Annotated in this window: 18 protein-coding genes; 13 read left to right on the top strand and 5 right to left on the bottom strand. The window is 74.8% G+C overall.

Annotated elements, in window-relative coordinates:
* The first annotated feature begins 16 nt into the window (after positions 1-16).
* From priA to hisF, 10 genes are all read left to right on the top strand, one after another.
* Positions 17-742 (top strand): bifunctional 1-(5-phosphoribosyl)-5-((5-phosphoribosylamino)methylideneamino)imidazole-4-carboxamide isomerase/phosphoribosylanthranilate isomerase PriA, encoded by a 726-nt coding sequence (gene priA, locus ACGFIG_RS13030; RefSeq protein ID WP_393002261.1) that lies wholly within the window; start codon positions 17-19, stop codon positions 740-742.
* Positions 739-1,128 carry a RidA family protein gene (locus ACGFIG_RS13035; protein WP_393002263.1) on the top strand — a complete coding sequence of 130 codons (390 nt, stop codon included), beginning with the start codon at positions 739-741 and terminating at the stop codon, positions 1,126-1,128. Before priA ends, ACGFIG_RS13035 begins: the two co-directional genes overlap by 4 nt.
* Before the next feature lie 89 nt (positions 1,129-1,217).
* The gene (locus ACGFIG_RS13040) at positions 1,218-4,103 is read left to right on the top strand and encodes a LuxR C-terminal-related transcriptional regulator (protein ID WP_393002265.1); all 2,886 of its coding nucleotides are present in this window, start codon (positions 1,218-1,220) and stop codon (positions 4,101-4,103) included.
* A 46-nt stretch (positions 4,104-4,149) separates the two neighbouring features.
* Positions 4,150-4,428 carry a hypothetical protein gene (locus tag ACGFIG_RS13045; RefSeq protein ID WP_393002267.1) on the top strand — a complete coding sequence of 93 codons (279 nt, stop codon included), beginning with the start codon at positions 4,150-4,152 and terminating at the stop codon, positions 4,426-4,428.
* Between the two features lie 59 nt (positions 4,429-4,487).
* On the top strand, positions 4,488-5,039 hold the full coding sequence (locus ACGFIG_RS13050; protein WP_393002269.1) for a DUF3558 family protein: 552 nt from the start codon (positions 4,488-4,490) through the stop codon (positions 5,037-5,039).
* 10 nt (positions 5,040-5,049) lie between these two features.
* Positions 5,050-6,567 (top strand): hypothetical protein, encoded by a 1,518-nt coding sequence (locus ACGFIG_RS13055; protein ID WP_393002271.1) that lies wholly within the window; start codon positions 5,050-5,052, stop codon positions 6,565-6,567.
* A gap of 39 nt (positions 6,568-6,606) precedes the next feature.
* Positions 6,607-7,050, top strand: a complete 444-nt coding sequence (locus ACGFIG_RS13060; protein ID WP_393002273.1) for a MarR family winged helix-turn-helix transcriptional regulator — start codon at positions 6,607-6,609, stop codon at positions 7,048-7,050.
* Between the two features lie 5 nt (positions 7,051-7,055).
* Complete coding sequence (locus ACGFIG_RS13065) at positions 7,056-7,481, top strand: organic hydroperoxide resistance protein (protein WP_393002913.1); 426 nt, start codon at positions 7,056-7,058, stop codon at positions 7,479-7,481.
* Complete coding sequence (locus ACGFIG_RS13070) at positions 7,478-8,479, top strand: NADP-dependent oxidoreductase (protein ID WP_393002275.1); 1,002 nt, start codon at positions 7,478-7,480, stop codon at positions 8,477-8,479. The genes ACGFIG_RS13065 and ACGFIG_RS13070 overlap by 4 nt, the downstream gene beginning before the upstream one ends.
* A gap of 109 nt (positions 8,480-8,588) precedes the next feature.
* Positions 8,589-9,356, top strand: coding sequence for an imidazole glycerol phosphate synthase subunit HisF (hisF, locus tag ACGFIG_RS13075; RefSeq protein WP_393002277.1), 768 nt, complete (start codon positions 8,589-8,591; stop codon positions 9,354-9,356).
* A 13-nt stretch (positions 9,357-9,369) separates the two neighbouring features.
* Here hisF and ACGFIG_RS13080 read toward each other — a convergent pair whose 3' ends face one another.
* A complete protein-coding gene (locus ACGFIG_RS13080; protein WP_393002279.1) occupies positions 9,370-9,831 on the bottom strand; it encodes a hypothetical protein in 462 nt (153 codons plus the stop codon).
* A gap of 173 nt (positions 9,832-10,004) precedes the next feature.
* On the bottom strand, positions 10,005-10,658 hold the full coding sequence (locus ACGFIG_RS13085; protein ID WP_393002281.1) for a YitT family protein: 654 nt from the start codon (positions 10,656-10,658) through the stop codon (positions 10,005-10,007).
* A gap of 58 nt (positions 10,659-10,716) precedes the next feature.
* On the opposite strand from ACGFIG_RS13085, the gene ACGFIG_RS13090 reads away from it, so the two are divergent.
* Both ACGFIG_RS13090 and ACGFIG_RS13095 read left to right on the top strand, forming a co-directional pair.
* Entirely contained in the window at positions 10,717-12,174 is a 1,458-nt protein-coding gene (locus tag ACGFIG_RS13090; protein ID WP_393002282.1) for a PLP-dependent aminotransferase family protein, read from the top strand.
* An 85-nt stretch (positions 12,175-12,259) separates the two neighbouring features.
* Positions 12,260-13,573 (top strand): low temperature requirement protein A, encoded by a 1,314-nt coding sequence (locus ACGFIG_RS13095; RefSeq protein WP_393002283.1) that lies wholly within the window; start codon positions 12,260-12,262, stop codon positions 13,571-13,573.
* 235 nt (positions 13,574-13,808) lie between these two features.
* Here ACGFIG_RS13095 and ACGFIG_RS13100 read toward each other — a convergent pair whose 3' ends face one another.
* The 3 genes from ACGFIG_RS13100 to ACGFIG_RS13110 all read right to left on the bottom strand — a co-directional run bounded on the left by ACGFIG_RS13100 (position 13,809) and on the right by ACGFIG_RS13110 (position 17,484).
* Positions 13,809-15,635: an AMP-dependent synthetase/ligase gene (locus tag ACGFIG_RS13100; protein ID WP_393002284.1), complete on the bottom strand. Its 1,827-nt coding sequence runs from the start codon at positions 15,633-15,635 to the stop codon at positions 13,809-13,811.
* 140 nt (positions 15,636-15,775) lie between these two features.
* Entirely contained in the window at positions 15,776-16,729 is a 954-nt protein-coding gene (locus ACGFIG_RS13105) for a terpene synthase (RefSeq protein ID WP_393002286.1), read from the bottom strand.
* 125 nt (positions 16,730-16,854) lie between these two features.
* Positions 16,855-17,484 (bottom strand): TIGR03085 family metal-binding protein, encoded by a 630-nt coding sequence (locus tag ACGFIG_RS13110; RefSeq protein WP_393002288.1) that lies wholly within the window; start codon positions 17,482-17,484, stop codon positions 16,855-16,857.
* A gap of 178 nt (positions 17,485-17,662) precedes the next feature.
* Here ACGFIG_RS13110 and ACGFIG_RS13115 point away from each other — a divergent pair, with 178 nt between their 5' ends.
* Positions 17,663-19,543: an ABC transporter ATP-binding protein gene (locus ACGFIG_RS13115; protein ID WP_393002290.1), complete on the top strand. Its 1,881-nt coding sequence runs from the start codon at positions 17,663-17,665 to the stop codon at positions 19,541-19,543.
* Positions 19,544-19,580 lie beyond the last annotated feature (37 nt).

Genomic DNA, 19,580 nt, shown 5'->3' on the forward strand with positions numbered 1-19,580 from the left:
TTCGAGGAGAAATACCGTGAGCCTCACCCTGTTGCCCGCCGTGGACGTCGCCGACGGCCAGGCCGTCCGACTCGTGCAGGGCGCCGCCGGCAGCGAGACGACGTACGGCGACCCGTTGGAGGCGGCGCTGGCGTGGCAGCGCGACGGTGCCGAGTGGATCCACCTGGTCGACCTCGACGCCGCGTTCGGCCGTGGCTCCAACGCGCACCTGCTGGCCGAGGTGGTGCGGCAGCTCGACGTGAAGGTGGAGCTGTCCGGCGGCATCCGCGACGACGAGTCGCTGCGGGCCGCGCTGGGCACCGGGGCGGCCCGGGTGAACATCGGCACCGCCGCACTGGAGGATCCCGTCTGGTGCGACCGGGTGTGCGGCGAGTTCGGCGACCGGGTGGCGATCGGGCTGGACGTGCGGGGCCGTACCCTCTCCGCCCGGGGCTGGACGCGCGACGGCGGCGACCTGTTCGAGGTGCTGGAGCGGCTGGACAAGGCGGGTGCGGCGCGCTACGTCGTCACGGACATCACCAAGGACGGCACCATGCGCGGGCCGAACCTGGACCTGCTGCGCGAGGTCTGCGCCCGTACCGATGCCCCGGTCATCGCCTCGGGCGGCGTCTCCACCCTGGACGACCTGCGGGCGCTGGCCACCCTGGAGCCGTTGGGTGTGGAGGGCGTGATCGCCGGCAAGGCGCTGTACGCGGGCGCCTTCACGGTGGCGCAGGCGCTGGAAACCCTGGCCGCGGCGTGACCGTCACCCGGCTCGGGTCGGGCGGCCCGTGGGAGTCGGTGTACGGCTACTGCCGGGTGGTCCGGGCCGGCGACCTGGCCTGGACGGCCGGCTGCACCTCCACGGTGGACGGCGTGGTCACCCACGTGGGCGACGCGGCGGCGCAGACCGCGCAGGCCCTGCGGATCGGGCTGGCCGCGCTGGCCGAGGTGGGCGCGGAGCCCGGGGACGTGGTGCGGACCCGGATGTACGTCACCGACCGCACGTACGCCGACGAGGTGGGGCGGGCGCACAACGCGGTCTTCGGCGCGGTCCGCCCGGTGGCCACGCTGGTGGTGGTGGCCGGTCTGCTCGACCCGGACCACCTGGTCGAGGTGGAGTTGGAGGCGTACCTCGGCGATCGCTGAGCCCTGGCGGGACGGCCCGGATCGGCGGTCTCGCGCGACCCGCCGTCCGGTTCTCGACCGCCGTCGCGGGCCGGTGCCAGACTGAGCCGGTGAGCGGGGCGGCCGTCGGTCGGGACTTGGTGGTCGACCATGCCTGGCGGAGCCTGGCCGAGGGACGGCCGGTCCTCGTGGAGGGTCCCGCCGGGATCGGCAAGACGGCCGTGCACCGGTCGTTGCTGGCCACGGCCGGCCGGGCCGGCTGGCTGGTGCTGGCCTGCGCGCCGACCGAGTCGGAGTCGGCACTGCCGTTCGCGGCGCTGGCGGACCTGCTGGCCCCGCTCGCCGGCCGGGTGCCCGAGTTGCCCGCCCCGCAGCGCGCGGCGTTGGCCGGGGTGCTGCTCGCCGGCGAGGTGACGCAGCCGGTCGACGAGCGCACGGTCGGCGTCGCCACCGCGTCGCTGCTGGCCACCGCCGCCACCAGCACGACCGCCACGGCCGCCACCGGTACGGCCGCCACCACCGCCACCGGTACGGCCGCCACGACCGGCGTCGCAGGCGCTGCCACCGCCGCAGGCCTCGCTGCTGCCACCGGTGTCGCGGGCGACGGTGCGGGCCCGTCCGTGCCCCGGTTGCTGGTGGCCGTGGACGACGCCCCGTGGCTCGACCCGCCGAGTGAGCGCGCGTTGCGCTTCGCGGTGCGCCGGCTGACGCCGGGCGTCGCCGTCCTGGTCACCGCCCGCGCGGAACGGGCGGGCGTGGACCCCGCCCCGCTGGGCATCGACCACGGCGCCACCGGCGGGCGGCTCGACCGGATCGCCCTCGGCCCGCTCGGCGTCGGCGCGCTGCACCACGTGCTGCGTACCGAGACCGGCACGGCGCTGCCCCGCCCCCTGCTGGTGCGCATCGCCGAGGAGGCCGGGGGCAACCCGCTGCTCGCCATCGAACTCGCCCGCGCGGTGCTGCGGATGCCGCAGCTGCCGGCCCCGGGCGCCGACCTGCCGGCCGCGCCGTCGCTGCGGCGGCTGGTCGCCGACCGGGTGGCCGCCCTGCCGCCCGACACCCGGCACGCGATCCGGCTCGCCGCCCTCTCCGGCGTACCCGCGCTGGCCGCGCTGGTCCGGGCCGGGGTGTCGCCGACGGCCTTCGACGCGGCGGAGGAGGCCGGCCTGGTGGCCGTCGCCGGGGAGGCCGTCGCGTTCACCCACCCGGTCTACGCCGCGGCGGTGCGCGACGACGTGCCACCGGGTGTGCGTCGCCGCTTGCACCGGTTGCTCGCCGACACCGCGTACGACCCGGACGAGCGGGCGCGGCAGCTCGCCCGCTGCGTCAGCGCACCCGATCCGCGGGCGGCGGCGGAGATCGCGGCGGCCGCCGTCCGGCAACGGGCCCGGGGGGCGCCGGAGACGGCGGCCGGGCTGTACGACACCGCGGCGCGGCTCCTCCCGCCGGGCACGCCCGAGGAGTTCGCGCGGTGGCGGTTGGCCGCCGCGGAGTGCCGGTTCGACAGCGGCGACTACCCCGCCGCGAAGGTGGCCGCCGACCTCGCCGCCGAGGAGTTGACCGGGCCGGCACGGGCGGAGGCGCTGCTGCTGCGGGCCGTCGTCGCCTGGAGTTCCGACGAACCGCCGGAGGCCGCCCGGTTGGCGGCCGAACGGGCGCTGGAAGCGGCCCCGGCCTCCTCGACGCTGGCGGGACGCATCCACGCCCATCTCAGCCTGTTCCGCGATGCCCCGGAGCCGGCGTGCCGGGACGCCCAGGCGGCGGTGGCGCTGCTGGCCGCCAGCCCGCAGGACCGTCCGGTGCACGCGGCGGCGTTGCTGCTGCTGTTCTTCAACGAGGTCCGGGCCGGGTTGCCGGCCCGGACGGACCTCCTGGAACGGGCGCTCGTGCTGGAGGGGGAGGACCCGTCGTGGCTGGCGGGCATCGTGCCGGCGGCCTGGTGGAAGGCGGTCGACGAGCACGGGCGGGCCCGCGACCGGCTCAGTCGGATGCTGGCGCGGGCCGTCGCCCGCGGTGACGAGCCGTCCCAGCACGAACTCCTCTGCCACCTGGGCGAGAGCGAGCTGCTCGCCGGGCGGTACTCGGCCGCCGCGGCGCACATCGCCGCCGCCCGCGAGCTGGGGGAGCAGTACGGCAGCGACTCGGCCGGCGAACACTGGCTGGACGGGCTGCTGCGGGCGTACCGGGGGCAGGTGGCGCACGCCAGCCGGATCGCCGAGGACGGGCTGCGCCGGGCCGCCGAGCTGGACGACCGCTGGCGCCGCCGGATCTTCGCCCAGCTGGCCGGGTTCGCCGCGCTGACCGGTGGCCGGCTGCCCGAGGCCGCGCGGTACTACGGCGAGCTGGCCGCGACCGTCGACGAGCTGGGGCTGGCGGAGCCCATCGCCCAGCGGTTCGAGCCGGACTGGCTGGAGGCCTGCGTCGGCACGGGCGACCTGGTCACCGCGGCGGAGGCGCTGGACCGGCTGGCCGTACGGCACCGGCGGCTGCCCCGGCCGTGGACCACCCTGGGGCTGGCCCGCAGCCGGGTGCTGCTCGCGGGCGCACTGGGCCGGGACCCGTCGGACGCCCTGGCGGAGCTGGCTGCCGCCAGGGCCGAGGTGCCCGCCGACGTGCTGCCCCTGGACCGGGCGCGCTGTCTGCTGGTGGCCGGTGTCGCGTACCGGCGGGTCCGGCGCCGACGCGAGGCACGCGAGGCGCTGACCACGGCCGCCCTCGAGTTCGAGGCGCTCGGCGCGGCGGCTCTCGCCGGCCGGGCCCGCGCGGAGGCGGACCGCATGGGAGGCCGCCCGGCGGCGCCTCGCCAGCTGACCGGCACCGAGCGGGAGGTGGCCCGGCTCGCCGCCACCGGCCTGACCAACCGCGTCATCGCCGACACGCTGTTCATCAGCCCCAAGACGGTCGAGGCGAACCTCGCGCGGATCTACCGCAAGCTCGGGATCGCCAGCCGCGCCGAGCTGGGCGCCGTGATGGCCCGGGCCGACGGCGAAGGATAGGGAAACACCCGATTACCCCGGTGCCGGGCCGACCTAGCGTCGGCGTATGGCCACTCGACTCTTCGTCCTCGAACGCTACGACGGCGTCGCGCAGGAGTGCGCCGACGAGCCGGTCGGTGCGCTGACCACCGACGCCACCCGGCTGCGGGCAGCCGTGCGGATCGTGGCCGACGAGGTGGTGCTCGCCCTGGTCGAGGGACCGGACGCGGAGACGGTGGCCGCGGTGGCCAGCGCCGTGGGCTGGCGGGTCGACCGGCTGGGCCCGGCCGAGTGGATCTCGACGCCGGACGAGCCGGCGCCGCTGACCGGGGGTGACCGGCCATGACCGTGCCGCCGTTCCGGCCCGCGTCCGGCCCCGGCCGCCAGCCACGAAGGAGGGACATCGTGCAGCAGATTCGTCGTCCGGGCCGGTACGCGTTGCTGGCCGGGCTGCTCGGCCTGGCGGCCGTGCCGCTGGCCGGATGTGGCGGGGCCGAAGGGGGCCAGCCGCCCGCGCCCGACGTCGTGGCGCCGTCGGAGGCGGTCGTCGAAAGCACCGAGGCCGAGCCGGAGCCGACACCGTCGGCAGCGGCGGCGCCGGACCCCTGCGCGCTGGTGTCCAGGAAGGAGGCCGAGCAGCTCGCCGGCACCGGACTGGACGACGCCAAGCCCGTGCGGGAGACCTGCACCTACACCGGGCCGGTGACCGGGCCGACCGCCCAGGTGGAGGTCTTCGTCGGCGACGGGGCCAAGAAGTTCCTGGACATCGAGCGGGACCTCGGCCACGAGCTGCGACCGCTGCCGGGGGTCGGCGACGAGGCGTACGCGAGCCACGAGGCCGTCTTCGTCCACCGGGCCGGCCAGTGGGTGTCGGTGCGGTTGGTCCGGCTCAACGACCCGGCCGAGAACCGGGCGCCCCTGGAACGCGTGGCCCGTACCGTGGCCGGACGGCTCTGAGCGGGTCGCGATGAGGACGAACCCCGTCGTCCGGTGGCTCGCGGCGGCGACCGTGCTGGTCCTGTTGGTGGTCGTGACGTCGGCCTGCCAGCGCGACGATCCGCCGGGCGGGGACCCGTCCGACCCGTACCACGCCGACGCGATCCGTCACGGCCTGGCGCCGCAGCCGCATCCCGACGTGACGTACCAGCCGGACGTGGTGCTGGTCGGCGGTGGCGGGCGGGCGGTGCGGTCGGTGAGCGACGACGGCCTGACCTGGCGGATCGACCCGGACGCGGAGCGGGCGGACGAACTGGCCCCGGGGCGGGTGATGTTCCTGACGGGACGGGCGGTCGGCCGGGTGGTGGACGTGCGTCCGGAGGGGGACGACCTCGCGGTGACCATCGGCCCGGTGACCCTGACCGAGGTGGTGCGGGACGGCACCTTCCGCACCGACCGGCCCGTGCCGCTGGACCGGCCCGTCGCGTACGCCGCCGGTGAGCCGGCCTGGGCGGCGGCCGACCTGCCCGAGGAGGGCGGAACGGGTGGGGGGCTGGTCCCGGGGCCCGCCGGGGCCGACCGTGCGGACGGGGCCGGGGCGTCGGGCGGCTCGCGCCTGCCCGGCCGGGCCGTGCCGGTCCGCGCGGGTCAGGCGCCCCGGCCGCCGCAGCCGCCGGCCCGGACGGGCGGGTCGTCCGCCGCGAAGGCGGGCGGGATCCAGCTGACCCCGCAGTGCTGTGCCGACGGCGTCGGTCTGAGCTTCGCCTACGACGACGGCGACATCCGGATGACGGGCTCGGTCACCTTCGTGATGCGGCGCCCGACGGCGAGCTTCGACGTGGCCATCAGCGGTGGCGCCGTGACCCGGGCCGAGTTCAGCGTCACCGGGGGCGCCGGCCTCCGGGTCTCGATCGACGCCGCCACCCAGGTCGGCAACCAGCGCAACCTGGCGAAGTCCGTCGTGGTGCCGGTGCAGTTCAGCGTGCCGATCGGCACCATCCTCGGGGTGCCGTTCTCCGCCACCGTGGACCAGTTGCTGGAGGTCCGGACCGTCTTCACCGCCAAGGACGGGTCGTTCCGCGCGGCCGGCGAGTACGCCCTGACCGGCGCGGTCGGCTACGGGTACCACCGCCCGTTCTTCGGGCCCGTGGTGCCCGCCGGATTCACGGTCCGCGACAGCCTGACCAACTCCATCACCGGGGTGTCGATCGGCGTGAACGGCATGCTGCTCAGCTACGACGTGAAGTTCACCGTCGGGATCGGGGCGCTCGGGTTCAGCGCCGGTCTCTACGTGGGGCTGCGTACGACTGTCGGGGCGACCTTGGGCTCGGGCGCCGGTCTCATCGTCTGCCGGGGCGCGGGGATCAACGTCACCATGCGGTACGGCATCGGCTACTCGATCCCGAAGGTGGTGGCCGACGTGGTCAACTTCTTCCTGAAGGTCTTCCGGACCAAACCGATCGAGACCTCCGGCACGCTCGGCTCCCAGACCACGGTGGTGAAGCGCGGCGAGACGGTGCCGCCCAACGTGCCGCTGTGCGTCAACTGATCGGTTGTGCACAACCAAATTGCGCGCTACGGTTTCCCGGTGACCGACCATCTGGTACTGCGCCGGCAGGTGTGCTTCGCGCTCTATGCCGCGTCGCGCGCCCTCACCGACGTCTACCGGCCCGTCCTCGACGAGTTCGGCCTGACCTACCCGCAGTACCTGGTGCTGATGGTGCTCTGGGAGCGCGACGACACCCCCACGGTCTCCGAGCTCGGCGCCGCCCTGCGGCTGGACTCCGGCACGCTCTCCCCGCTGCTCAAGCGGCTGGAGGGGGCGGGGCTAGTCGTCCGGACCCGGTCGGCGCGCGACGAGCGGCGGGTGGAGGTGGGCCTGACCGACGACGGGCGGGCCCTGCGGCACCGGATGTGCGAGGTGCCGCTGCGGGTCGCCAGCGCCACGGGCCTCACCGAGGCGGAGCTGGTCGCCCTGCGCGACACCCTCACCCGGGTCACCGAGACGATCCACCGACAGAAGGAGCAGTGACCACCATGCAGGTGCTCTACACCGCGTCCGCCCGGGCGAGCGGGGACGGTCGGGACGGCCACGTCCGTACCTCCGACGGCACCCTCGACCTGGGGCTGGCCGTGCCGAAGGAGATGGGTGGCGCCGGCGGCGCCGCCAACCCCGAGCAGCTCTTCGCGGCCGGCTACGCCGCCTGCTTCCACTCGGCGCTGCGCCTGGTCGCCCGCAAGGCGAAGGCCGACGTCTCCGGCTCGGTCGTGGAGGCCGAGGTGGGCATCGGCGCCAACGGCAGCGGCGGCTTCGGGCTGACCGTCGCCCTCGCGGTCGACCTCCCGGCCGTCGACCGGGCCACCGCCGAGGAGCTGCTCGCACAGGCGCACCAGGTCTGCCCCTACTCGAACGCCACCCGCGGCAACGTCGAGGTCGCCCTCACCGTGCGCGAGGCGCGGTGAGCACCCGCAACCGGGAGATCCACCTGGCCTCCCGCCCGCAGGGCTGGCCGACCGCCGACAACTTCCGGCTCGTCGAGACCGAGGTGCCCACCCCCGGGCCGGGGCAGGTCGTGGTCCGCAACCGGTACGTCTCGGTCGACCCGTACATGCGGGGCCGGATGAACGACGTCAAGTCGTACGTGCCGCCGTTCGCGCTCGACGCGCCGCTGGACGGCGGGGCCGTCGGCGAGGTCGTGGCCAGCGAGGCCGAGGGCGTCCGGCCCGGCGACACCGTGCTGCACGGCCTCGGCTGGCGCGAGTACGCGCTGCTCGACGCGAGGGGCGCCCGGAAGGTCGATCCCGATCTCGCCCCGGTCAGCGCCTACCTGAGCGTGCTCGGCATGACCGGCCTGACCGCGTACGCCGGGCTGCTGGAGGTCGCCGGGATGAAGCCGGGGGAGACCGTCTTCGTCTCGGCCGCCGCCGGCGCGGTGGGCAGCCTGGTCGGGCAGATCGCCAAGATCAGGGGCGCGGGGCGCGTGGTCGGCAGCGCCGGCTCGGCGGCGAAGGTCGAGCGGCTGCGGAAACTCGGCTTCGACGCGGCGTTCGACTACCACGACGGCCCGGTACGCGACTCGTTGAAGGCCGCCGCCCCCGACGGCGTCGACGTCTACTTCGACAACGTCGGCGGGGACCACCTGGAGGCGGCGATCTCCGCGATGAAGATGCACGGCCGTGCCGCGATCTGCGGAATGATCGCGCAGTACAACGACACCGAGCCCCCGGCCGCGCCGCGCAACCTGGCGCTGCTCATCGGCAAGCGGCTCACCCTGCGCGGCTTCCTGGTCGGCGACCACGGGCACCTGCGCGACGAGTTCGTCCGCGAGATGGCCGGCTGGCTGCGGGACGGCAAGGTCTCGTACGACGAGACGGTCGTCGACGGCATCGAGAACGCCCCCGAGGCGTTCCTCGGCCTGCTCCGCGGCGAGAACCTCGGCAAGATGCTCGTCCGGGTGTGAGGAAGGCACCTCCCTGACATCTCCGGTGGAGCAGGGATCCGCTGCTGACGGCGGTGGTCGGGCTCACAGGCCGATCGCCGCCGCCAGCGGGGAAGGATAGGCTCGCGGCATGACGGTGGCGGTACGGGTCATCCCGTGTCTCGACGTGGACGCCGGTCGCGTGGTCAAGGGGGTCAACTTCCTCGACCTGCGCGACGCGGGTGACCCGGTGGAGCTGGCGGCGGCGTACGACCGGGCCGGCGCGGACGAGTTGACCTTCCTCGACGTCACCGCCTCCTCCAGCGACCGGGGCACCATGCTCGACGTGGTCCGCCGCACGGCGGAGTCGGTCTTCATCCCGCTGACCGTCGGCGGTGGCATCCGGCGGGTCGCCGACGTCGACACCCTGCTGCGCGCCGGCGCGGACAAGGTCGGGGTGAACACCGCCGCGATCGCCCGCCCCGAGCTGATCGCCGAGATCGCCGACCGCTTCGGCAGGCAGGTGCTGGTGCTCTCGCTCGACGTGCGGAGGGCTCCCGCGGGCGGCACGCCCAGCGGTTTCGAGGTGACCACCCACGGCGGCCGGCGCGGCACCGGGCTGGACGCGGTCGAGTGGGCCCGCCGTGGCGCCGAGCTGGGCGCGGGGGAGATCCTGCTGAACTCGATGGACGCCGACGGCACCAAGGCCGGCTTCGACCTCGAACTCATCGGCGCGGTGCGCCGGGTGGTCGACGTGCCGGTGGTGGCCAGCGGCGGTGCGGGCCAGGTGGCGCACTTCGCGCCGGCGATCGGCGCCGGCGCCGACGCGGTGCTCGCCGCCAGCGTCTTCCACTTCGGCGAGCTGACCGTCGGCGAGGTCAAGGACGCGCTGCGCGTGGCCGGGCACCCGGTCCGCTGACGGCCCGCGCGGCTCAGTCCCGGCGGCCCCGGTTCTCGGGCGAGCGCCGGGGTGCGGGGATCGACCGCACCACGTACTCCTGGACGGCGGCGGCGTGGTCGGCCTCGTCCAGGTGCCACTCGGCGCTGACCGGGGCGTGCCGCCGGGTCAGCACGCCCTGGACGGTGTCCACGGTGGTGGCCAGCCCGGCGCTCGGCCGGGTGCGCCAGAGGCGCTCACCGTCAGCGGTGATCCGGAACCAGCCGTCGGTGACGCTGACCAGCCCGGCCCCGACGAGGCGACGGACCGCCGCCTCCACCTCGTGCCGCTCGGGGATCGCCTGGTTGAGATGGTCGGCGGTGGAGAGCACGTCGGCGAGGCGTACGCCCTCGGGACGGCGGCTGGACGCCGCCCGGCGGTGCCTTCCCGCTCCGCTGGCGATCACCACCGAGACGAAGATCCAGGCATCGCTCCAGCGCCATCCGTTCTCCCCCATGCGAGGATTCTGCCGGGCGTGGCGTCCGAAGGGAACACCGGCGTCGGGCCCGTCTGCCGGGGACGGGGATCGTCGCGGACGCGGCGCGGGACGGGCGCGGTAGGCCGGTGCCCGAGGCCCGGCGGCACGTCGAGCAGCGTCACTTCGCAGGCGTCCGGCGCCACCGGGGCGGATCAGGCCGTGGGGAGCGGCGTGACCGGGTCCGGGGCGGGGTTCTGCGGGCCGGGGACGGTGAACAGCGGCAGGAAGACCTGGGTCAGCAGCCCGATGGCCAGCGCGTAGACGACCGTTCCGACGCCCGCCACCCCGCCGAGCAGCCAGCCCAGTGCCAGCACCGTGACCTCGATGACGGTGCGGACGAGCCGGACGGAGCGGCCGGGCCGGCGGGCGACGTAGCCGGTCATCAGGCCGTCGCGGGGACCCGGCCCGAGGCGGGCGCCGAGGTAGAGCCCCGTCGCCACCCCGTTGGCCACGACGCCGGCGACGAGCATCCCGGCCCGTACGCCCAGCGACCCGCCCGCCGGCAGCAGCGGGAGCGTCGCGTCCACCACCAGCCCGACCACCAGGGCGTTGCTGACGGTGCCGAGGCCGGGACGCTGGCGCAGCGGGATCCAGAGCAGCAGCACCAGCACGCCCACCGCGATGGTGACGGTGCCGATGGAGAGGCCGGTCAGCTCGGACAGGCCCTGGTGGAACACGTTCCACGGGTCCAGGCCCAGCTCCGAGTTGATCATCAGGGCCATGCTCACGCCGTAGAGGACGAGTCCCGCGTAGAGCTGGCTGAGTCGCCGCGCGGGACGATGTCGGAGATTGCCAATCGGTGTCACCCATGCCACGCTAGAGGCCAATTTGCGCAGCGTAAGAGCCAATCCAGGAGGAGTGGCCATGACGAGTCAGGTTCGGGGTGCTCAATTGGCCCGGCTCCTCGGTCAGTGGCACGCACTTCCCGGCCGCCGTCGCAGCCCCGACTACGCCGCCCTGGCGGGTGCCGTACGCGGCCTGCTCGCCGACGGCCGGCTGCCGCTGGGCGTACGGCTGCCCGCCGAACGGGAGCTGGCCGAGGCGCTGAAGATCAGCCGGACCACCGTCACGGCCGCGTACCGGGAGCTGCGCGAGAGCGGGCACCTGGCCAGCAGACGGGGTGCCGGCAGTTGGACCATGCTCCCGGGCACCCACCGGGTGGCGAGCACCGGGCTCTGGACCCCGCTGGACGACCGGGACATGATCGATCTCGGGGTCGCCGCGCTCGCCGCGCCGCCCGAGCTGCTGCCGGCCGCCCGCTCGGCGGCCGAGGACCTGCCCCGCTACCTGGGTGGCGCCGGCTACCACCCGACCGGGATCATCGAGCTGCGTGAGGCGGTGGCCGACGCCTACACCGACCGGGGCCTGCCCACCTCGCCCGACCAGATCATGGTCACCAACGGCACCCAGCACGCCCTCGACCTGGTGCTCCGGCTGGCGCTCGCCCCCGGCGGCAACGTACTCGTCGAGGCGCCCAGCTACCCGAACGCGCTGGCCGCGCTGGCCGCGCGTCGGGCCCGGATCACCACCCACGGCCTGGCCCTGGAGGAGCCCGGGTGGGACGCCGACCTGCTGCTCGGTGGCCTCCGGCAGACCCGGCCCAAGCTGGCGTACCTGATCCCGGACTTCCAGAACCCGACCGGGCACCTGATGCCGGCGGCGCTGCGGGAACGGGTGGTGGCCACGGCCCACGCCGTCGGCACCGACCTGGTCGTCGACGAGTCCTTCGTGGACCTGCCGCTGGACGGGACGGTGCTGCCCCCACCGACAGCCAGCTTCGACCGGCACTCGCGGGTGATCACGATCGGCGGGATGAGCAAGCCGTTCTGGGGCGGCCTGCGCATCGGCTGGGTCCGCGCCTCCGCCCCGCAGGTGCAGCGGCTCGCCGCCGCCCGGGTCGGCGTCGACATGGCCAGTCCGGTCCTGGACCAACTGGTCGCGGTCCACCTGCTCGCCGACGCGCCGGCCATCGTCGCGGCGCGCCGGGCCCAGCTCACCGCCCAGCGCGACGCGCTGCTGACGGCGCTCGCGCAGCGCCTGCCCGAGTGGCGGGTCACCGTCCCGCACGGCGGGGTGACCCTCTGGGCGGAACTGGACGGGCCGATCTCCAGCGCGTTGGCCCGGGCCGCCGAGGAGGTCGGCGTACGCCTGGCGCCCGGTCCCCGCTTCGGCCTGGACGGCACGCTGGAGCGCTTCCTGCGGCTGCCGTTCACCCTGCCGGCCGCCGACCTGGTCGAGGCGGTGGGCCGCATCGCCGCCGTCCGGTACGACCTGGACCGGGGCGGTCGCTCGCAGTGGCGGGAACCGGCGGTCATCGCCTGAGCCGGCACCGGACCGGGGCCGCGCGGCCCTGACCGGGTCGGCCAATCGTGCCTGCGCCCGACTGCCCGCCTGGGAGACTGCCCAGGTGGGGGACGCGGGGGAGATCCGGTGGCCGCGCGGCATCCTGCCGAGCGCCCCGGGGTCCCGCACCACCCGCCTCGAACTCTTCTACGACCTCGTCTTCGTCTTCGCCTTCCTCAACGTGACCACGGTGACGGCCGGCAGCCTGGACCTCCGCGGGCTGGTCCGGTTCCTGGTGGTGCTCGCCCTGCTGTGGTGGTGCTGGAGTGGCTTCGCTGCGCTGGGCAACGTGATCCGGACCGACCAGGGCCTGACGCCACTGATCGGGTTCGCTCTCGCCGCCGCCGTGTTCGTGCTCGCGCTGAGCCTGCCGAAGGCGTTCGTCGACCACCCCGGCGGGCTGCCCGGCCCGGTGGTCTTCGCCGCCTGCTACTTCGTGGTCCGCGCGACCCAGGTGGCGGTCTTCCTCTGGGCCGTGCGCACCGACCGGGAGGTGCGCCGGCGGATGCCCGTACTGATCCTGCCGTTGTTGATCGCCACGGGGCTCATCCTGACCGCCGCGCTGGTGCCGCAGCGGTTCTTCGAAGACGGCGCCGAGACCGGTCTGCGGCTGACGTTGTGGGTCGGCGCGCTCGCCGTCGAGTACGGCGCCGGCCTGGCCCAGCACCGCGCGGGGTGGACGGTGCTCTCGGCGGGGCACTGGGCGGAACGGCACGCGCTGATCATCATGGTGGCGCTCGGCGAGTCGATCATCGCGTTGGGGCTCGGGCCCGGCACCACCGCCGCCCTGCCGCTGACGTGGCCGGTGATCGTCGCGGCGCTGCTCGGCATCGGCGTGGTCGCGGCGCTGTGGTGGGCGTACTTCGACACCCTCGCCCTGGCCATGGAGCAGGTGCTGCACCACACCCGCGACCCGCGTACCCGCGCCGGGCTGGCCCGGGACGTGTACACCTACCTGCACCTGCCGCTGATCACCGGCGTGATCCTCTTCGCGCTGGGTCTCAAGGGGCTGATCCACGAGGGCGCCGCCCCGGGGACCCCGCAGTGGGGGGTGCCGCTGCCCGGCTTCGACCTGCTGGTCCTCCACGGTGGCGTCGCGCTCTACCTGCTCACGTTGGTCCTGCTGGCGAAGCGGATGCTGGGGGCGACGCGCTGGCCGTCGATCGGCGGGGTGGTGCTGCTCGTCGCGCTGGTCCCGGCGGCGGCGCGGGTGCCGGAACTGGCCGCCCTGGGCGTGTTGGCGGTGGCCACCGTCCTGGTGGTCACGCTGCAGACGACCGTCGACGCCCCGTGGCGGCGGCACGTGCGGCAGGTGGCACTGGAGGAACAGCGCGCCGCCGAGGCCGAGCAGACGCGCTGGCGGGGCGACTACCTCTGAGCCCGGCGCCACCGGGCCCGACTGCCCGGCCCGGAGCCCGACCGCCCCGCCCGGCCCCGACGGCCCGGCTCCGGCAACGGACCCGACGGCCCGGCTCCGGCAACGCACCCGACGGCCCGGCTCCGACAACGCACCCGACGGCCCGGCTCCGGCAACGGACCCGGGCCCGACGCCGACGGTCGGCCCCGACGTCGGCGGGCCCGCGCCGGAACGCGGGGCCGCCGACGTCGCGTGCTCAGAGTTCGGCCAGCGTGCCCGCGTACATCTTCTCGATCTCGCCGGCGAAGTTGCTCTCCACGCCGCGGCGCTTGATCTTGAGTGACGGGGTGATCTCGCCGTCCTCGATGGTCAGGTCGCGCGGCAGGATGGCGACCTTCTTGATCGTCTCCCAGCGGTTGAGCTTGGCGTTGAGCTCGGCCACGTACCCCTCGACCATCGCCTTCGCCTCGGGCGAGGCGACGATCTCGGCGTAGTCGCGGCCCTCCAGCGGCGTGCCGGCGGCCCAGCCCTTGATCGCGTCCGGGTCCAGCGTGACCAGCATCGTGCAGTAGTTGCGGGCCTGGCCGATCACCACCGCCTGCGAGGTGTACGGGCAGGTGGCCTTGAACATCCCCTCGATGTGCGACGGCGCGATGTACTTGCCGCCCGAGGTCTTGACCAGGTCCTTCTTCCGGTCGGTGATCTTCAGGTAGCCGTCGGCGTCGAGGGTGCCGATGTCGCCGGTGCGGAAGAAGCCGTCCTCGGTGAACGCGGCGGCCGTCTCCTCGGGCAGGTTGTGGTAGCCGCGCATCACCGGCCGGCCGCGCACCAGGATCTCGCCGTCGGTGTCGATGCGGCACTCCAGGTCGCCCATCGCCTTGCCGACGGTGCCGATGCGCAGCCCGTCGGGCGGGTTGACGAAGTTGCCGGCGCTGGTCTCGGTGAGGCCGTAGCCCTCGGAGATCGGCAGGTTCGCCGCGGCGAAGAAGGTGGCGATCTCCGGGCTGAGCGGGGCGGCGCCGGAGACGAGCACCCGGATCCGGCCGCCGAGGCGGGCCTGGAGCTTGCTGAACACCAGCTTCTCGGCCAGCGCGTACTTGAACTTGAGCCCGCCCGGCAGGGGGCGGCCGGCCTGCTCCAGGGCGACCTTCTCCTTGCCGACCCGGACGCCCCAGGCGAAGATCTTCGCCTTCGCGCCGCCACCGGCCTGTGCGGTGGTGACCGCCTTGTTGTAGACCTTCTCGAACACCCGGGGCGCGCCGCACATCAGCGTCGGCCGGATCACCGAGAGCAGGTCGACCAGCTTGTCCACCCGGCCGTCGACGTACGTCGGCAGGCCCACGTGGATCGCCCCGCAGAGCAGGGTCTTGCCGAACGAGTGCGACAGGGGAAGCCAGAGGTACTGGAGGTCGTTCTCGCGCAGCAGCCCCAGCTCGGCCTGGGCCACGCCCTCCCAGCACCAGCCGCCGTGCAGCAGCTCGACGCCCTTCGGGCGCCCGGTGGTGCCGGAGGTGTAGATCAGGGTGGCCAGGTGGTCGGGGCCGATCCCGGCGACCAGCCTGTCGACCAGGTCCGGCTCGGCGGCCAGCGCGCTCGCGCCCTGCTCCTCCAGTTCGGCGAGGGTGAGCTGGGGGACGGCGGCGGCCGGGTCGGCGGCACCGTCGAAGAGCACGACGTGGGTCAGCGCCGGCAGGTCCGCGCCGGCGATCTTGGCGGCCTGCGCCGGGTTCTCGGCGAAGAGCACGCGGGAGCCGGAGTCGGCGATGATGTAGGTCGCGTCCTCCGGCTCGGTGGTCGGGTAGACGGTGGTGGTGGCGCCGCCGGCGCACATGATGCCGAGGTCGGCGATCACCCAGTCGAGCCGGGTGTTCGCCAGGATCGCGACCGGATCCTCCAGGCCGACACCGAGGCCGTGCAGCCCGGCGGCGACCGCCTTGGCGCGACGGGCCACCTGCTCCCAGTTCAGCCAGACCGGCCCGGAGTCGTCGGGGGCCGGGTGGGCGAAGGCGTCGCGGTCGGGGGACGCCGCCACGCGCTTGAGGAACATGTCGGGGATGGAACGGTACGGTACATCGAGAGCCATCGCTGTAGCCGCCTTCGGGGGTGGGATGACGTGACCATGGTCACGTCGGCGTTCGTTACCGAAGAGTATTGCCTGCCCCCGGACATCGGCTAGCCCTGTGGATCACGGCTGGGCCACGTCTCGCAAGATGGCGGCCCGGCTCAGGCGTACCGGGCCGCCCGCAGCGACCAGTCGTAGGTGGCCCGGATCCAGTTGCGCCGCGCCGTGAGGGCCGGCCGCAGGTCGTCGTCCCCGGCGGCCAGCAGCGCGGCCTCCGTCCCCAGGTACGCCGACAGGGTCGCGTTGAACCGGTCGGCCGCCGCCCGCAGGGCCGCCGGCTCGTCGCCGTCCGCGCGCCCCGCGGCGATCACCACGACCAGGTTGTGCACGTCCGGCTGGGCGAGGTGCTCCTTGCCGTACGAGAAGACGTCGTTGCACCAGCAGACGAGGTCGGCGGCGAGCAGGTCGAGGGCGACCAGGGAAGGCTCGGTGCGCTGCGCCGCGCCCGGCAGCGCCCCGGCGGCCAGTTCGGTGAGGGTGAAGCTGGGGTGGACCGCGCCGGTGTGCCGGCGCATCTGGGCGTACTCGGACAGCCCCGGCACGCGCCCGTGCTCCCGGTTCGCCGCCTCCCAGAGCAGCGCCAGCAGGTACTCGCGTACCTCGCCGCGGAAGCGCAGCAGTGCCGCGGGTCCACCGGTGGCGTGGGCCCGCCGGCACAGGTCGCCCAGCGCCTCGCCGAGCGGCCCGGCCGTGGTGGCCGGTTCGTCGGGCCGCCCCTCCGGACCGTCCAGCACGTCCAGCAGCGCGGCGATGGTGGGCGCCAGCCGGGTGGGGGAGTCGCCGAGGCCGTCCTCGTCGCAGGCGTCGTCCATGACGAACAGCCAGGAGATCAGGTCGGCGAGCAGCCGCAGCCCGTCGATCGGGCCGTCCGGGCAGGCCCGCCCGGCCAGCCCGGCGGCGTCGGCCCGGCGCAGTCGGTGCAGCCGGTGCCCGTTACTGATCAGCCCGTGGTCGAGCGCCCATTCGGTGCTCTCCCGCGCCACCCGGTCGGTGGCGTCGTGCTGGCGCGCGGGAAAGGGGGGTTCCCGTAGCGCCGAGACCGCAAAGGTCCGCATGGTGCCCCCTGTCGCGCTGTCCCCCCGCGGGACTACGGGGGGACAGCGTACGTGAGCAGAGATCGGCTGCGGTCACTGGGGAGACCTCGTCTCCTGCTCCTCTGTGACCATTTCCGCACACTGGGTCACATGCCCAGGTCGCTGCCCCGGAGCCGCTCCGCCTGTGCCGGCGGCCCGTCGATCTGCACCCGGGACACCCGCTGCCGGCCACTGAGGAACAGGGTCAGCTCGCCGGGCGCCCCGACCACCCGCACGGGTTCGCCGCCCCGGCCGACGGAGAGCTCCCCGTAGCCGGGCGCCTGGACGAAGACGTCCGCCGGGAACCGGCGCAGCGCCAGCCGGGCGAGCCCGCCGCAACGCTTCCAGAGGGCTTTGTTCAGCCCTGCCGCCAGGTCGCGGGGGAGCCAACCGGGGCGGGCCCGGCGTACGTCCTCGTGGTGGATGAAGAACTCCAGCGTGTTGGCCAGCTCGTCGGTGAGCGGGTTGCTGACCGGGCTCCACGCCGGCGGCCGGCGCACCTGGTCGAGCAGGAGCGGCCAGGGGCGGGCCGCGATGCGCAGGCGCACCCGCTCGCCGTAGCCGCGCAGCGGCGGGAGCAGGATGCCACCCGCGGCGTCGGGCCGCCGTTCGCGCAGCACCAGGTGGGCGGCGAGGTCGCGGGTGGACCAGCCCTCGTTGACCGTCGGCGCGTCCGGTCCCAGCGTCTGCATCAGGTCGACGAGCGCCTCGCGCTCCGATCGGGCGTACCACGGCATGGCTCCGATCGTAGGCGCGTACGGCTTGTTCGGCGCGTCAGTGCGCCGGCCGCCGGTGGAACTCGCCGTCGACGTGGACGCTGCCGCCGTGACGGCGGACATAGCGCGCCGGGGCGGCGGAGCTGGCCCCGACCGGTAAGGATGAGGAAGATAATTGTGGCTTACGGCGGGGGAGAGCGTGGCGAGCAGGACAAGTCGGGACGTGCTGGTTCGGGGGCTGGCCGTCCTCGGGCGGGCGATCCGGGAAGAGCCGCGCATCTTCGCGGTCGCCGTCAGCGGCAGCGTTCTCTTCGGCGCCATGACGGTGGCCAGCGCCTTCGTGGTGGGTGCCGTGGTCGGCGACGTGGTGGTGCCCGCGATCGAGCGCGGCGCGGTCGGGGTCGGCGGGCTGGCCCTGGCGGCCGTCGCGCTGTTCGGCATCAGCGTGCTCCGGGTGGCCGGCATCTTCGGTCGCCGCCTCGGCGCGGGCTACATGCAGTACCGCCTCCAGGCCGCCTACCGGCGCCGGGTCACCCGCCGCTACCTGGAGCTGCCGCTGTCCTGGCACCACCGCAACGCCACCGGCACGTTGCTGTCCAACGCCAACTCCGACGTCGAGGCGGCCTGGTACCCGATCGCCCCGCTGCCGTTCGCGGTCGGCACCCTGGTGATGCTGGTCGGCGCGGTGGCGTCGCTCTTCGCCACCGACTGGGCGCTGGCCCTGGTCGGCCTCGCGGTCTTCCCGGCGCTCTTCGCGCTGAACGTCGCCTACTCCCGCCGGATGGCACCCCGTCAGGCCCGCGCGCAGCGGCTGCGCGCCGAGGTCAGCGGCATCGCGCACGAGAGCTTCGACGGCGCGCTGGTCGTCAAGACGATGGGCCGCGAGGCGCAGGAGACCGACCGGTTCGCCGCCCGCGCGGGCGAGCTGCGCGACTCGCTGGTGGCGGTCGGGCGGCTGCGCGGCGTCTTCGACCCGCTGCTGGAGGCCCTGCCCAGTCTGGGCACCCTCGCGGTGCTGGTGGTCGGGTCGGTGCGGCTGCGGCAGGGCGCGATCAGCGTCGCCGAGCTGGTCAGCATCGCCTTCCTCTTCACGGTGCTGGCGTTCCCCGTCCGGGCCATCGGCTGGGTGCTGGCCGAGCTGCCGCGCAGCGTCGCCGGCTGGGACCGGGTCCGGCGGGTCCTCGACGCCACCGGCGAGATGACGTACGGCGACACGACGCTCGACGTGACGGAGCCCCGCCCGGCCACCCTCACGTTCGCCGACGTGCGGTTCGGCTACGAGCCGGCCGAGGCGCACCTGCCCGGCACGGAGGTGCTCGGCGACGTCACCTTCACCGTGCCCGCCGGCAGGACCGTCGCCCTGGTCGGGCCGACCGGCTCCGGCAAGTCGACGATCGCCTCGCTGGCCGTACGACTGGTCGACCCCCTGGCCGGCACGGTGTGCCTGGACGGGGTGGACCTGCGCCGGCTCAGCGCCGCGTCGCTGGCGGGCACCGCCGCGCTGGTCGCCCAGGTGCCGTTCGTCTTCGACGACACGGTGCGGGCGAACGTGACCCTGGACCGGCCGGGCATCGGCGACGACGACGTCTGGGCCGCGCTGCGGTTGGCGGAGGCGGACGGCTTCGTCGCGGCCCTGCCCGAGGGGCTCGACACGAAGGTCGGCGAGCGGGGCACCTCGCTCTCCGGCGGCCAGCGGCAGCGGCTCACCCTGGCCCGCGCGCTCGCCGGCCGGCCGCGCCTGCTGGTCCTCGACGACGCGACCAGCGCCGTCGACCCCCGCGTGGAGGCGGCCATCCTGGCGGGGCTGCGCGCCTCGGCGGGGGAGGCCGGTGCGCCGGCCGCGTCGATCCTGGTGGTCGCCTACCGGCGGGCCACGATCGCACTGGCCGACGAGGTGGTCTACCTGGAACAGGGCCGGGTGCTCGCCCGTGGCCCGCACACCGAGCTGCTGGCCACCGTGCCGGGCTACGCCGACCTGGTCACCGCCTACGAGCAGGCCGAGGTCGACCACAGCAAGGCCGAGACGTACGACGAGGTCGCCCCGCTGACGTCGGGCCTGGAAATCGAGGTGGACCGGTGAGCGCGAGGAGTGCAGCGCAGCGGAGCCCCGCAGTCGC

Origin of the sequence: Micromonospora sp. NPDC049048 (genome assembly GCF_043197615.1) — a bacterium.
GTDB lineage: Bacteria > Actinomycetota > Actinomycetes > Mycobacteriales > Micromonosporaceae > Micromonospora.

Bases quoted from the DNA above. Each gene is read 5' to 3' on its own strand.
- ACGFIG_RS13045 (WP_393002267.1), top strand. From the start codon at position 4,150: ATGGCCACTCGACTCTTCGTCCTCGAACGCTACGACGGCGTCGCGCAG.
- ACGFIG_RS13055 (WP_393002271.1), top strand. From the start codon at position 5,050: ATGAGGACGAACCCCGTCGTCCGGTGGCTCGCGGCGGCGACCGTGCTG.
- ACGFIG_RS13065 (WP_393002913.1), top strand. From the start codon at position 7,056: ATGCAGGTGCTCTACACCGCGTCCGCCCGGGCGAGCGGGGACGGTCGG.
- hisF (WP_393002277.1), top strand. From the start codon at position 8,589: ATGACGGTGGCGGTACGGGTCATCCCGTGTCTCGACGTGGACGCCGGT.
- ACGFIG_RS13080 (WP_393002279.1), bottom strand. From the start codon at position 9,831: ATGGGGGAGAACGGATGGCGCTGGAGCGATGCCTGGATCTTCGTCTCG.
- ACGFIG_RS13090 (WP_393002282.1), top strand. From the start codon at position 10,717: ATGACGAGTCAGGTTCGGGGTGCTCAATTGGCCCGGCTCCTCGGTCAG.
- ACGFIG_RS13100 (WP_393002284.1), bottom strand. From the start codon at position 15,635: ATGGCTCTCGATGTACCGTACCGTTCCATCCCCGACATGTTCCTCAAG.
- ACGFIG_RS13105 (WP_393002286.1), bottom strand. From the start codon at position 16,729: ATGCGGACCTTTGCGGTCTCGGCGCTACGGGAACCCCCCTTTCCCGCG.
- ACGFIG_RS13110 (WP_393002288.1), bottom strand. From the start codon at position 17,484: ATGCCGTGGTACGCCCGATCGGAGCGCGAGGCGCTCGTCGACCTGATG.